At 67.1% G+C, this 13027-nt stretch carries 14 protein-coding genes; 12 read left to right on the top strand and 2 right to left on the bottom strand.

Going from position 1 to position 13027, the window contains the following annotated elements; all coding sequences use genetic code 11:
• Positions 1–58 precede the first annotated feature (58 nt).
• Positions 59–1015, bottom strand: coding sequence for an LD-carboxypeptidase (locus ACIBAF_RS23455; RefSeq protein WP_399465387.1), 957 nt, complete (start codon positions 1013–1015; stop codon positions 59–61).
• Positions 1016–1322: 307 nt separating this feature from the next.
• Here ACIBAF_RS23455 and ACIBAF_RS23450 point away from each other — a divergent pair, with 307 nt between their 5' ends.
• The 6 genes from ACIBAF_RS23450 (at position 1323) to ACIBAF_RS23425 (ending at position 6828) form a co-directional block, all read left to right on the top strand.
• Positions 1323–1460: a hypothetical protein gene (locus ACIBAF_RS23450; RefSeq protein WP_399465386.1), complete on the top strand. Its 138-nt coding sequence runs from the start codon at positions 1323–1325 to the stop codon at positions 1458–1460.
• A 22-nt stretch (positions 1461–1482) separates the two neighbouring features.
• On the top strand, positions 1483–1866 hold the full coding sequence (locus ACIBAF_RS23445; RefSeq protein ID WP_399465384.1) for a hypothetical protein: 384 nt from the start codon (positions 1483–1485) through the stop codon (positions 1864–1866).
• Positions 1867–2379: 513 nt separating this feature from the next.
• Positions 2380–3858: a GMC oxidoreductase gene (locus ACIBAF_RS23440; RefSeq protein WP_399465382.1), complete on the top strand. Its 1479-nt coding sequence runs from the start codon at positions 2380–2382 to the stop codon at positions 3856–3858.
• 521 nt (positions 3859–4379) lie between these two features.
• Positions 4380–4952, top strand: coding sequence for a sulfotransferase family protein (locus ACIBAF_RS23435; RefSeq protein ID WP_399465380.1), 573 nt, complete (start codon positions 4380–4382; stop codon positions 4950–4952).
• 78 nt (positions 4953–5030) lie between these two features.
• On the top strand, positions 5031–6020 hold the full coding sequence (locus ACIBAF_RS23430) for a GNAT family N-acetyltransferase (RefSeq protein ID WP_399465379.1): 990 nt from the start codon (positions 5031–5033) through the stop codon (positions 6018–6020).
• Between the two features lies 1 nt (position 6021).
• Positions 6022–6828, top strand: coding sequence for a class I SAM-dependent methyltransferase (locus ACIBAF_RS23425; RefSeq protein ID WP_399465377.1), 807 nt, complete (start codon positions 6022–6024; stop codon positions 6826–6828).
• Here the strand turns inward: ACIBAF_RS23425 and ACIBAF_RS23420 are convergent.
• The gene (locus ACIBAF_RS23420) at positions 6819–7628 is read right to left on the bottom strand and encodes an endonuclease/exonuclease/phosphatase family protein (RefSeq protein ID WP_399465375.1); all 810 of its coding nucleotides are present in this window, start codon (positions 7626–7628) and stop codon (positions 6819–6821) included. The genes ACIBAF_RS23425 and ACIBAF_RS23420 overlap by 10 nt on opposite strands.
• Before the next feature lie 19 nt (positions 7629–7647).
• On the opposite strand from ACIBAF_RS23420, the gene ACIBAF_RS23415 reads away from it, so the two are divergent.
• From ACIBAF_RS23415 to ACIBAF_RS23390, 6 genes are read left to right on the top strand one after another with little or no spacing between them, the layout of a single operon-like run.
• Complete coding sequence (locus ACIBAF_RS23415; protein ID WP_399465373.1) at positions 7648–8460, top strand: phytanoyl-CoA dioxygenase family protein; 813 nt, start codon at positions 7648–7650, stop codon at positions 8458–8460.
• A 14-nt stretch (positions 8461–8474) separates the two neighbouring features.
• Positions 8475–9329, top strand: coding sequence for a PIG-L deacetylase family protein (locus tag ACIBAF_RS23410; protein WP_399465371.1), 855 nt, complete (start codon positions 8475–8477; stop codon positions 9327–9329).
• Complete coding sequence (locus ACIBAF_RS23405; protein WP_399465370.1) at positions 9326–10456, top strand: glycosyltransferase; 1131 nt, start codon at positions 9326–9328, stop codon at positions 10454–10456. Before ACIBAF_RS23410 ends, ACIBAF_RS23405 begins: the two co-directional genes overlap by 4 nt.
• The gene (locus tag ACIBAF_RS23400) at positions 10453–11349 is read left to right on the top strand and encodes a glycosyltransferase family A protein (RefSeq protein WP_399465369.1); all 897 of its coding nucleotides are present in this window, start codon (positions 10453–10455) and stop codon (positions 11347–11349) included. The genes ACIBAF_RS23405 and ACIBAF_RS23400 overlap by 4 nt, the downstream gene beginning before the upstream one ends.
• 17 nt (positions 11350–11366) lie before the next feature.
• Positions 11367–12215 (top strand): phytanoyl-CoA dioxygenase family protein, encoded by an 849-nt coding sequence (locus tag ACIBAF_RS23395; protein WP_399465368.1) that lies wholly within the window; start codon positions 11367–11369, stop codon positions 12213–12215.
• A 7-nt stretch (positions 12216–12222) separates the two neighbouring features.
• Entirely contained in the window at positions 12223–13023 is an 801-nt protein-coding gene (locus ACIBAF_RS23390) for an LLM class flavin-dependent oxidoreductase (protein ID WP_399465366.1), read from the top strand.
• Positions 13024–13027 lie beyond the last annotated feature (4 nt).

Below are 13027 nucleotides of genomic sequence, written 5' to 3'. Positions count from 1 at the left end.
TGGCGGGTCCTGGAGCCGATACGCTCCCAGCGACCACGCAGGGTAAGGCAGTCGACGGTCAGGCGACGGCCGGCTGAACCGTCAAGGTTCCTTCGGCGGTGTCGATCGTGGCCTGGGTGCCGAGCGGGATGGTCGGAGGGTGCAGGCCGTGTCCGGCGGGGAGTCCGCCGAGAACAGGAACACCCAGGCGAGTCAGCCGGTCACGCAGGACGTCGGCAATGCCCCATCCCCCCAGGGTCGGATCATCGGCATCCTGGTCGAAGCCAAGGAACTGGCCCAGTGCGACACCGCGCAGCCCGTCCAGGGCCCCACTACGGGTCAGCTGGGTCAGTGCACGGTCGACCTCCCCCAGCCCTGTGCCTCTCTGGTGTTCGAGAAAGAGGATCGCCCCCTTAAGGCTCGGCAGACCGGCTCCGGTCGTGGTGCGGATCGCGTCAAGGCTGCCGCCGACCAGGACACCGGTCGCGATGCCTTCGACGGTGACCGCTGCACTGGCCTGGCCGGTGTCCCGGTGGATGATGACGGGGTCAGTGGTCATCAGCGCGCGGCGAAGGGCGTCGGCTGATTTGCGCCCGGACCATGCGTCGCTCCAGTTGGCGAAGGGGCCATGCAGGCAGGCCAGGCGGCATCGGGCCCATAGTGCGAGGTGGATGTGGGTAATGTCGCTGAAGCCGACCACGGGCTTCGGGTCGCGGCGCAGCGTATCGGTATCGAGGTCGTCGACGATGCGGTAGGCGCCTTTGCCGCCCCGGGTGGCAATCACGGCGCGAACCCCCGGGTCGCCGAACGCAGAGTTCAGGTCGAAGACGCGGTCCTCATCCCGACCAGCCATATACCCCCATCGGTCAAAGACGTGCTCACCCAACTCGACCCGGAGCCCCCATGACCTCAGTAGCTCGACGCCGCGGGCGACTCCCTCGCGGCTGGGGGGACTGGCCGGAGAGACGATCCGTACCCGATCCCCGGGCCGCAACCGCGGCGACCGCACGGTCTGGAGACTGTCGAAGGTATCCATGCCACGATGTTCCTACACACGCCGAGCCGAAGAGCCTGCACATGAATGACACAGCGTCACGAAATCAGGCAGTCGTGAGCGGCCTACGCGACACCTGAACATGCCCCCTCATCAGGCCGGTCCCGTACGCCGCCAACCGGAGCGTGAGTGACTCCCGTTCTCGTGTCCGTGTGCCGCCCGCTACGTGTGCTTGGCCACCGGCCGTCGGTCGGCGCCCACACCGTCGGCCGACCGCTGCCACAATGACGTACCGTCAGGTCAGCAGCCGCCTCGTCACGGCCGACTGTGACCGGTGACGGTGCTGGTCTTGCAGGTCGACGAATCGTTCTGGGACTCTCCGGTGTTCCACGGGATCGACGACGTGGACGTTGAGGCGGCGACCGCCGCCGTCTGCACGATCGACACCACGGCCGGAGGTCCGGGCGGTCGGCGCCGCAGGTCCTGACTGCAGTCGCTTCTCGGATCGGGTGCACGACTCCTACCGGCGCAGACTGAAGGATCTGCCGCTTGATGGGCAGATTGTCGTGATCCATCTGACGGTCCGGCGATTCATCTGCGGTGCGGACGACTGCCAACGTCGAACGTATGCCGAGCTGTTCGCGCAGTTGACGGCCCGGTACTCGCGTTTCACAACGAGGCTCAACCACGTCCTGGAGCGAGTCGGGCTCGCGCTCGCCGGACAGGCCGGCACCCGGTGCCGGAACTGTCCTCTCGAGGCCGGTGAGCATCCAGCAGTAGGCGCGGGTGGCGGTAGTCCAGCCGGGTCGGTCCCAGTGTTCCATCTCGTCGACTTCGGCAGAGGCGTCCCAGTCGTGTGCCGAGACCAAGCGGGGGTCCCTGGATTCGGCTGAGGGCGCTGGCGAAAAGGCGCGCGTGTCGAGCGCGAGCGTCATCCAGTCTCCCAGCCTCGTAAATAGCCGGGCAGACCATCTGGCAGATGCCGTGATGATGCCCTGTCCATCGGCTACGGGGGAAGCCGAAGGACAGGGCGGCTCTTCATCGGGCAGCCGCGACGAGGGCCGGCGCATGTGCTGTCGCTCATAGATCGCGAGGTGTCACCATGCGTCTGGGCACCTCCGATTGCTCAACTCTGCACTAGGGCAAGGCACTTCGCACATCACTTGCGTGATATTGCTCTCGGCACCTGCTTGCTACATTACGACGCTACGCGACCCAGCCATCGCGCAGCGGTGGAAGCCTGCCTGATCATTCGAGGGGGGCAAATCGGCCGTGCGCCCCCCTGAAAGACGTCGGTTCCTGGCCAGCCCATGGTTAGGGACCGCGTTGGAAGGGGGAGAGCCTCTCATGCCGATCTGCAGTCGGTGCGCTGCTGTTGCAGCTCTACTGGAGTTCAAGGAGCGACTATGGCTATCGTTCAGGCAGGGCAGGCTTATCCGCTGTCCGATCTCGAGGCGGAGGTCGTCATCATCGGCGCTGGGCCTGCGGGTCTTGCAACAGCCTTGGGGCTAGCCTTGTCCGGACGCCGGGTCACGGTTCTCGAAAGCGGTGGCTTTGCCCCGGTGCCCGACTACGGTACAGGTGATGGGCGCGTCCGTGGACCCATGCCGTATCACAATCTATCCGAAAGCCGGGCGCGAGGGCTCGGTGGGAGTTCCGCACTGTGGGGTGGCTGGATCGTTCCGCTGGGCGACCTCGATTTCGAGACTCGCCCAGACGTCAACCTAACTGGCTGGTGCATGTCCCGTCGGAGCCTGGACCCTTACTACCAACGCGCACGCTCGTTCATCGGCGTGCCCGATGCCTTCCCTTACAAGGACTGGTCCAAAGCTAACGAACCGACCTTTCGCAACTCTCCCTTTGTCACGCGGAGTTTTCCGGCCATGGGGAGACTGCAACTTGGCCACCGCCACGCAGAGCTATTTACCATGGACTCAGCCGACTTGGTACTGGGTGCGACGGTGAAACGTATCGTCACGATCGCGGACGGATCCGCTGTCGATCACGTTATAGCGGGCACCGCCGAGGGTGATTTTGTCGTTACGGCGGACGTCTTCGTGCTCGCCACCGGCGGGATTGAGAATCCCCGCTTACTTCTGGCTTCAGCGAACAAGTCCTGGCCCAACGGTCTGGGAAATTCCTACGACTTGGTCGGGCGGTATTTCATGGAGCATCCACATGTCGACGCCATGCGGTTCCAAGCCGACCCTGGAGCGCTCGACACGGACTTCTTTACCCAACGACCAGCCGGACTGGCTGCCGACGGGGAGCCGATGGCCGTCAATGGAGCGCTCGTACTCTCGGAGGAATTTTGCACTGCCCAAGGAATCGGAGGTGCCGAACTCTTCGTGGAGCGCGCTGGCCTCCACACCATGGGCAGGATCCCCCTCGAACTCGATGGACAGCCCCACCCGCTGCGAAACCGCGAGTATCCGGCTAACGAACTGGCGTTGGTTACCGTTACAGAGCAAGTACCAAACCACAACAGCCGAGTCGTACTTGGCGACACCCGTGACCGATATGACGTTCCGCATCCCGTATTGCGATGGGAACTAGGGGAGATCGACCTACGAACCGTCCGCAACAGTGTCGACGCGGCCAGGGACCTTCTTCTGGCCTTGGGAGTCAAGGACGTGCGCAAGCGCCTACGTGGAGATGAGTGGCCAGATGACACCGTAGGCGGGCTACATCACCTGGGTACCACTCGTATGGCCCATTCCCCGACCGAAGGCGTGGTGGACTCTAACTGTCGGGCCCATGACATCCGCAACTTGTACATCGCTGGGGGTTCAATCTTTCCCACAAGCGGTTACGCGCCTCCGACCCTGACGATCATCGCCTTGGCACTGCGACTGGCCGACCACCTTGTCTCTGCTGGAGCTTGAGGTTTCGGACGCAATCGGATTCCACTACACGGGGTCCTTGGCGGCTCGCGGCGAAGCGCCTCACTGTTACTAGGAGAGTGACGCTAACTCAGCTAGCGAACCTGCTGCGCTACTCGGGCCGGAGGGGCCGAGCACATCGGTTTCTGGGCTCACCCTGCTGGATGATATAGATCACGTTCGCTCGGTCAACGTGGGTGGGAAGGATGGGTGGGGCATCCGCGTCTCTGATGCTGATTGTCGGGGAGGTGACATGCACCTGTAGACAGCTGTGCCGTCGGTGCGGGATCCGCGCATCCGCGCACGGTCTTGCCGTCGCTGGACAGGCCGACCAGTGTTGCACCGGGTTCGTCCACCGGGCCGGCGGCGTACCGCGCGAGCCAGGAGCCCACGGCGCCGTCCGGGGCGTCGCCGTCCAGGCGGCGAGGGTCTCCAGGATCTGGTGGGCGGGTTTGGCGGCCTGTCCACCGCGAAGCTACGGAAGCGCACGGAAGGATGGGACTGTGGTTGCGGAACGACGACCTATGACCAAACCGACTGGTTCTGATCTCGCTGGTTCCCGTCGCCCGATCTTCGGTATTGGTGCTCACAGAACCGGCACATCGAGTTTGACTGAGGCCCTCACCATTCTCGGCTACCGGGCCAGCCACTGGAGCGACCGCGCAGAGATCCGGCGAGATCTTGACCGGGGCGCCTTCCAGCTCGGCCTGATGAAGCGGATGGATGCCGTGAGCGACCTGCCAATCCCAACGATTTGGCGGAACCTGGCTTCCACATTCCCTGACGCTCGCTTCATTCTAACGATCCGCGCATCAGAGGAATGGATCGAAAGTGTGGAGTGGCACACTCGAGACCGCCAACTGGTTCAGGAGGAGCAGGAGTTCTACAATCGCTCAACCTTCGATCACCGCAGCTTTCTAGCCACCTATTTTGCTCACAACTCCGCCGTCATGAAATATTTCTCGGGTTGTGATAATTTCCTCGCCATGAACATTGCAGCTGGTGACGGATGGGATAAGTTGTGTCCTTTTTTGGGGGTTGATCTCCCCGGTGAAAATGTCTCTTTCCCACGGGCAGGATCTTCAAAGGGAAGCTGAGGTTTTTCAGCGAAATGATCTCCACTAGGGCGATGATCCGGGTGTGTCCGTGCCCGAGGTAGTTGGAGGGGTTCGACTATGACCACAGCGGCTGTCACGACGATCCTGTTGCGCCACGATGAGGCATTCGAATTCGTATGTGATTGGCAAGCGCCGGACGCGCCGACTGAGTTCTCGTCGGCTGAGTGGGCTATCGCTGCGTGGGAGCACCTGCCGCAACTCGGCGATCCCGCCGTGTTGCTGGCCGAGGATACCTCCGGCTGGTGCGCCCTGGCTTTGGCCTCGCACCGCGACGACGTTGGCGAGCAACTGACGCTTGCTGGCGCCCCACTGGGCGACGAACACGACATCGCTCACTCACCCGGAGCCGACCTCAATCAGCTGCTCCCTGCGCTGGTCGGCGCCTGCGAGCACCTCACCGACAGCTCTCGGCAGCGGGTGGAATTATGTGCCCTGGCCGAGGATGGCCTGCTCATCCGTGAGTTGGCACGACGACCCGAGCGCTGGCGGCTGCAGCGCGAGGCAGCCCCCATCATCCACGCCGACCGGGTCAGCATTGCCGCCTCTGGCCACCGACGGCGGGTCCGTCAGCTTGAGCGCGTGGGCGCGGTGACCTTCGGCACGGTCGAGGGAGAGTCGCTGACCTCCGACGAGGTGGAGGGGTTCGTCTCACGGAGACTGCGCAGTTGGTCGGAGCGCGGGCGCATCGATGAACTCCCGTCCGTGGAACACCTGCCGGGCTTTCCCCGCTTCATGGGCGCCGCCGTCGGCTCGCTGGCTCGCCGCAGGCGAGCCCAGCTGCGGGTGCTGGAGGTGGACGGCGTCCGGGCTGCCGAGAGCTTGCATCTCGGGCCGAACCACGACCCCCTGATGTACATGATCAGCTACGCCGCACGGTTCGCGCCCTACAGCCCGGGCCGGGTCCTGTTCGAGCACACTCTGCTCGGGTTGAGCGACGCCGCGCCGCGGCTGAGCACCGGCCGCGGCGACGAGCCGTACAAACTCGCCGCTGGCGCAGGCAATGAATGCGTCGTCACCGCACGGTCGGCCGTCATGGAAAGGGGCTGAGATGAGTCCGTCCGCTGATGACGGCTACATACCAGGGACGTACTGGGAGCGGGTGGCCAGGCGGGTCTCCGCACGAGACGGCGAGGCCAACGTCATCGCCGGCGACGACACGACATTCTACCGGCGGAAGCGGGAGCTGTTCCTGGAGCGACTGCTCGCGCCGGCCACCGAGGGCCTGCACGAGGTGCTGGAGGTGGGCTGCGGCCCGGGCGGCAATCTGGCCTGGTTGGCCGGCCGCGGCATGAGCGTGGCCGGGGCGGACGTGTCCCCGACGATGCTGGAGCACGTCCGGCGACTGCTGCCAGACGTTCCGCTCACCCACATCGATGGTCGTCAGCTGCCCTTCGCTGACCGCTCGTTCGAAGCGGTGATGACCGCGACCGTGCTTCAGCACAATCCGCCCGACGGTGCTGGGGAGTTGCTGACCGAGATCGCCCGGGTCGCGGACCGTGAGGTGCACCTCTTCGAGGACACCGCCTGGCTATGCCTACGCGACCGCCAATCGCACTGGTTGCGTCTGCCGCGGTGGTACGTGAGGCGGATGGCCGAGGTGGGCTTCGTGCCCGTTGTTCAGGAGCGGCTACCGCTGGCGGCGCAGGAGGTTGCGGCAGCCCTGGTGCGGGCCGCTGGGGACCGCGGCCACCACGAGGGAGAACGCGTCACCAGTCGGCGGCAGCGCGTAGAGGTATCCCTCGGTCAGGCCGCCAGCGTGGTTGACGCCGTGCTGCCCACCGGCGTGGGACTGACCCGGATGTCCTTCCGCCGGGCGGGCGCGCCGAGTGGCGAGAAGAACGGACGTCAGCGGTGAGCGAAGCGGAGTACGGCCTGGACCGGCAGGTGGTCCGAGCCCGCTACGCCCACCGCCCCGCCCGTCGCGGCGAGCGGCTGCCGGTCGATGAGCACGTGGTCGAGCTGGGCGACCGGCCAGTACGCCGGCCAGGTCCGGCCGCGCACGGCACGTCGGTAGCCCACGGCGGCCAACGTCAATGGCCACACCGTGTTGAGGTCGCCGAGGATGACCGTGGGGTGCGGCATCGGCGGCAGAGCACTCACCAGGCGGCGCAATTGGCCCGGGGTGGAGCGGATCCGGTACGTCAGATGGGTGTTGACGACGCGCAGCAGCATGCCGTCGCGCGTCTCGACGGTGACGACCTGAGCCGCCCGGCGGGCCATGTCACCTGGCGCCAGCCCCAGGTCGAGGACAGCGTTTTCCAGCACGGGCAGCGCGGTCAGCAGCGCCAAACCCCAGGCGCCGACGGCATGGGGGTCCGACCCGGGGATGCCCAGGTCGTGCCGGGTGGTTGCGGCGAGCAGGTCATGCCGCAACAGCCGCAGGCCGAGAGCGTCGGCCGCCACGCCGAGCGGGTCCTCCCCCCGGTGTGGATGCCACGCCTCCTGGAGGGCGACCACGTCGGCGGCCAAGTGCCGCAGCGTCTGCGCGACGTCGTATCCCCGGCCAGCACGGTCGCGGCCCGCGTGCAGGTTCATGCTCGTGATCTCCACCACGTGCGTCCCGACCCCGACGTTCTCCTCCGCGTACACGCCCTGCCCTTCGCTTCCCTCGATAGCTTCCGTGCCTTCTGCCCGTTCGGCCGGTTCGATCAGCATTTCATGGAGGAGTACGACGGTGTCGAACTATGAGGTTCATCCCGGACTTTCCGCAGCCCATCCCGAACTCCCACCTATAGCGGACGATCTGGAGACGGCCCGTAAAGACCTCGCCGCCTTCGGATGCGCCCGGCTCGGCGGTGCGCTTTCCAACACCGAGGTCAGAGAAATACGCGAAGCCGTCGCGCAGGCCGCGGAGGAAGAGGTACGGGAAGGAACCGACTACCTGTATTCAAACGGCTCCAACCAGCGTGTCTGGTCACTTTTCAACCGCGGTGAAACCTTCCTCCGGCTCGCCGAGCATTCGAGCGCCCTCGCTCTGATGGAGACCGCGCTGGGACCAAAGCCACTGGTGTCCAACCTGAGTGCCAACATCACCGGGTCCGGCGGCACGGCGATGGTGCCGCACTGGGACCAGGACTGGGCGGAGCGGCCGTGGCCGCACGCACTTGCGGCCCACGTGATCTGGATGCTGGATGACTTCACCGTGGAGAACGGTGCCACCCTGGTCGCGCCCGGCAGCCATCTGCTCGACGGGCCGCCTCCGGAGGGAACGTTGGTACCCGCCACTGGCCCGGCCGGAACCGCGCTTGCCGTCGACGGGCGCATCTGGCACGGCACTGGCGCCAACGTCTCCCAGGACGCACGGCGAATGGGCATCCTCGCCTACTACTGCCGTCCCTGGATCCGGCAGCAGGAGAACATGGCGCTCAGCATGACGCCAGAGGTGCAGGCCGGTCTCAGCCAGCAACGCCGCGCCCTGTTCGGTCTCGACTTCCATGAATACCTGAACATGGTTGGCGGCCCCCCGCGCGACCTGCCCCGCTATTGAAGGGGCGGGAGCGCATGGCCGAGAACATCACAAACCCCTTCACGGCCTCCGCACGGCTGGTCGTGCTGTCGCCGCACCTGGACGACACCGCCCTGTCCTGCGGCGCTGCCGTGGCAGCCGCTGCGACAGCTGGCGCGGACGTGGTTGCGGTCACCGTCTTCGACGGCGACCCCCAGGGCCCGCTGTCGGCCGCCGCCCGCGAGTTTCACCGCACCTGCGGCCATGGCGACGACGCCATGGCCCACCGCCGCGCGGAGGATGACGCGGCGATGGCCCGGCTCGGCGCCACCCCGGTGCGGCTGGGACTGCCCGAAGCGCTGTACCGGCGCGATGCGGTTGGCAACCCTCGCTACCCGGCAGGTCAGGACATCTTCGGCCCAGGCTTCGGCTCCGGGTGCGAGACAGCCGCTGTTGAACCGCACGATGACGCCGAGGGCGGCCCCGACCCGTACGGCATCGAGCCGGACGTCATCGCGGAGGTCGTGCGGCTGCTCACCAGCCTGGCAACCGTGCGGGAGGCGGAGGTGTTGCTGGCGCCGCTCGCGGTCGGCGGCCACGTCGACCACCGCATCACCGCCGCTGCAGCCCGGCGGCTGGGGCAACCGTTGCTGTGGTACGAGGACGTTCCCTACGCGTTGTACGACCGCTGCCGTGGCTGGCAGAAGACACTGAGACCCGTCGGACCGATGGTGCACCACGCGAGCCCCGCGGACTGGGAGGCAAAGCTCGATGCGATCGACCGCTACGTCTCCCAGCATCCAGTGCTGTGGGAGGAGCCCGACCGGCGCCGGGAGGCGCTGACCGCGTACGGCACCTCCGTCGGCGCGGGTCACACGCCCGCCGAGCGGTACTGGAGGGACCGGGCATGACGGATCCGCACTCTGTGATGCACCTGATCCGACCGCGCCCGCCCAGCGAGATCGGTGGCGCCGACCTTCACATCGCAGACCTCGCCGAAGCCCAGCATGCCGCGGGCACCAAGGTCGCAGTGGTCAGCTTCGGGGTCAACCCGTCTTTCGCGGCGCTGCTGCGGGATCGAGGCGTGGAGTGCGTTGAGGTCCCCGGCGAGAGTCTGTACAGCTGGTACGCCGCTGTCTGCCGCGCGATAGCCGAGCGTCGGCCGAGCGTCGTCCACTCCCACGGCTACCGCGCCGACCTCGTCGCCGCGCTGCTGCGGTGGGGACGCCGGCGACGGGCGGCGCACCGGCCTGCATTGGTGATGAGCGTGCACGGCTTCGTCCGCAACGGCCCTCTCTTCCGGGCTCTCACCAGGCTGAACGAGTTCTGCTTACGGGCTGCGGACCTCGTGGTCGCCACCAGTGCCCAGGAGGCCGCGCGGCTGGACGCCAAGGGGTTGCGCACCGTCCGTTTCATTCCCAACGGCGTGCGCCCGCTGCCGGACGCGCCGCGTGACTATCTCGCCGAGCAACTGGGCGTGCGCGCCGCGCGGCGAATGGTGTACGTCGGCCGCCTGTCGCCGGAGAAGCGCCCCGACCTGTTTCTGGAAGCGGCCCGACTGCTCGCCGACCGGTGGCCCGACTTGGACTTCGTAGTGATCGGCAGCGGTCCGCTGGAGGCACGGGTACGCGCGCTGGCCGAGCAGTCGGGGCTCGCGGGCCGCACGTGCTTCGCGGGACTGCGCCGCGACGTGGGCCGGTTGCTGCGCGGCGCCGATGTACTGGTGTGCCCCTCGGACACGGAAGGCACCCCGCGGGCGGTGATCGAGGCGATGAGCAGCGGCGTGCCCGTGGTGGCCACCCGGGTGGGCGGGCTGCCCGACCTCATCGCCGACGGCACCGGTGTCCTCGTGCTCCCCGGTGTCGCGGGCCCGCTCGCAGACGCCGTGGACGACCTGCTGGCGCACCCGGAGCAGGCTCGGCTGATGGCCCGCGCCGCCGCCGAGCGTGCTCGCGACAACTTCGCCATCGAACTCATGGAGAACCGAACGGCCCGCGCCTACGCGGACATCAACCACAACACGGAGGTAGTCAGATGAGATTCAAGATCCTCATGCCCGGCTGGAACTGCTATCCCTACCTGGAGCGCAGTCTGCGGTCGGTGGCCGCACAGACCGATCCTGCCTTCGACGTGTGCGTTGTCGACGACGCCTCCGACGACCCGCGCCAAGCCAAGTTCATCACAGACTTCTGCGCCGACCAGGGCTGGATGTCGGTGGTCAACGAGGAGCGCCGGGGCGCACTGTACAACCTCTACCACGCGGCCCGGCTACTGGAGCCGGAGCCGGAGGACGTCATCGTCTTCGTGGACGCCGACGACCGGCTGATCCACCCACGCGTCCTGGAGCGGCTCCGCTGGTACTACGACACGTACCGGCCGCTGCTCACCCACGGCAGCTACATCTGCGATCCGCGAGACGACCTCGTCACCCCGGCGCTGAACTTCCCCGACGAGGTCGTGGCGACAAACGCCTACCGGGCCTTCACCGGGCGCGACGATCCGGACGCGACCTGGTTCAACCACCTGCGATCCATGCGCTACGAACTGTTCGCCCAGCTCACCCCGGAGGACTTCACGTTCGACAACGGCGAGTGGTTCATGGCGTGTTACGACACGGCCATCATGGTGCCGGCCTTTGAACTGGCCGGCGGACGCCACCTGATGATCCCGGAGGTGTTCTACCTCTACACACGTGACAACCCCCTCAGCGACTGTCGCGCCAGCACCGCCGAGGTGGACACCGCGCACCAAGTGATCTTCTCCCGGCCGCCCAAGCAGCCGCTCGGCCCCATCGTGCGGCCCACCGTGCTGACCGACAAGCGCCCCGACCCTTCCGCGTACTACGACGCTTCCGGCACCTTCCTCTCCTTCCCCACGCCCGAGTCTCTCCCCTCACCCGAGCCCACCGCCGCGACCGACCAGCTGGCCTGATGCCCCTTCAGGAGCTCATGATGAACGAGACCGAGCGCTACCTCTTCGACCTCAACGGTTACATCGTGCTGCGCGGCGTGCTCGACGCCGGGCAACTGAAGCAGTTGAACAGCGCGGTGGACGCGGCAGGCGTCCCGGAGCTGCTAGAGAAGACCTCCTACGTCCACACTGGCTTCCCTGTTCTGGAGAACGGCAACTCCGATGAGGCAGCAGGACCGGTGGACATAGCCAACGGCCTGCTCACCGACTGGGGGCAGGAGTTCCGCGACCTGGTCGACCACCCGGCAGTACTGCCTGCGCTGGAGGAACTGCTGGGGCCGGAACTGCGGCTGGACCACAGCTATGCCATCTTCATGCGCGCGGGTGCCGGCACCACTACTCCGCACCACCTGCACAACGGTGCCACGCCCTACGACCCGTCGCAGTCATACACGGTGCGCGACGGCCGGATGTTCAACGGCCTAGTCGTAGTGTCGTACGCACTCACCGACGTGGGCCCCGGCGACGGCGGGTTCTGCGCTATCCCGGGTAGCCACAAGTCCAACTTCCCGGTACCCGCTGAGATCCAAGGCATCACCGGCGAGACCCCGCCGGTGATGCACGTGCCGATGAAAGCTGGCGACGCGGTCATCTTCACGGAGGCGGTCACTCACGGCTCCATCCCCTGGTCCGCTCCTCACGAGCGGCGCGCGCTGCTGTACAAGTACGCGCCCGGCTTTATGCAGTGGGAGCGGCAGTCACCGTGGGCCAGCATGGACCACCCGTGGACCGAGCAGCAGCGCCGACTCCTGGCAGGGCCGTACGCCGGTGGCCGACCCACCGCCCGGGGTATCTCGGAAGGCACTGCCACTGCGGACGGGCGGTAGGACGACGATGAGGTTCAGCTGGCTGGCCGAGCAACGGCTGTCCTGGCCGGAACTGCTCACCCAGGCTGCCGCAGTCAAGCGCGCAGGGTACGACGCGATCTGGCTCAGCGACCACGTCCTCGCGGAGGACGGCAGCTGGCTGCTCGACTGCCTGACAACCGCCGGCGCACTGGGCGCCGCCGTCCCGCAGGTTGGGATCGGCACCCTGGTGGCTGCCAACACCTTCCGGCACCCGCCTCTGATCGCGCAGGCGGCGCTCAGCCTAGACCGGATCACGGGCGGAAGGTTCGTGCTGGGCATCGGGGCGGGCGGCTCGCGCGAGGAGCACGAAGCGCTGGGCATCCCGTTCCCGCCGATCGTGGAGCGCGCGGAGCGGCTGGAGGAGGCGTGCGCAGCGATCCGCGGAACACTGCGCGACCAGGGCACCAAGATCCCTCTACTGGTCGGCGGCCTCGGGCGGCACGTGCTGGACGTGGTGGCCCGGCACGCCGACCGCTGGACGGTATGGGCCGACCCCTACGCGGTGGCCCGGCTGCGCGGCCGACTGGACGAGCACTGCCGGGCCGTCGGCAGGAACATCGCGGACATCCGGCGTGGCGCCATCACCATGATCACACCGACCCATCTGCCCGTCCTGCCTGGCGGTCCCTGGGAGGCGGTGATGGCCGGCGACCGCGCTGCGATGCGCGAGCAGGTGGCCCGCTACACCGAGGCCGGCGTGGACGAACTCGTCGTCTGCGAGTACGCGGTCGCGCCGGGAAGCCGGGCGGAAGCGCTGCAGTGGTTCGCCGAACAGGTCGCAGGTTGATAGT

Source organism: Streptomyces sp. NPDC051677 (genome assembly GCF_044453465.1).
Classification (GTDB): Bacteria; Actinomycetota; Actinomycetes; order Streptomycetales; family Streptomycetaceae; genus Streptomyces.
Note: the sequence above shows the minus strand (reverse complement) of the source record. Positions and strands in the feature narration are given on the sequence as shown.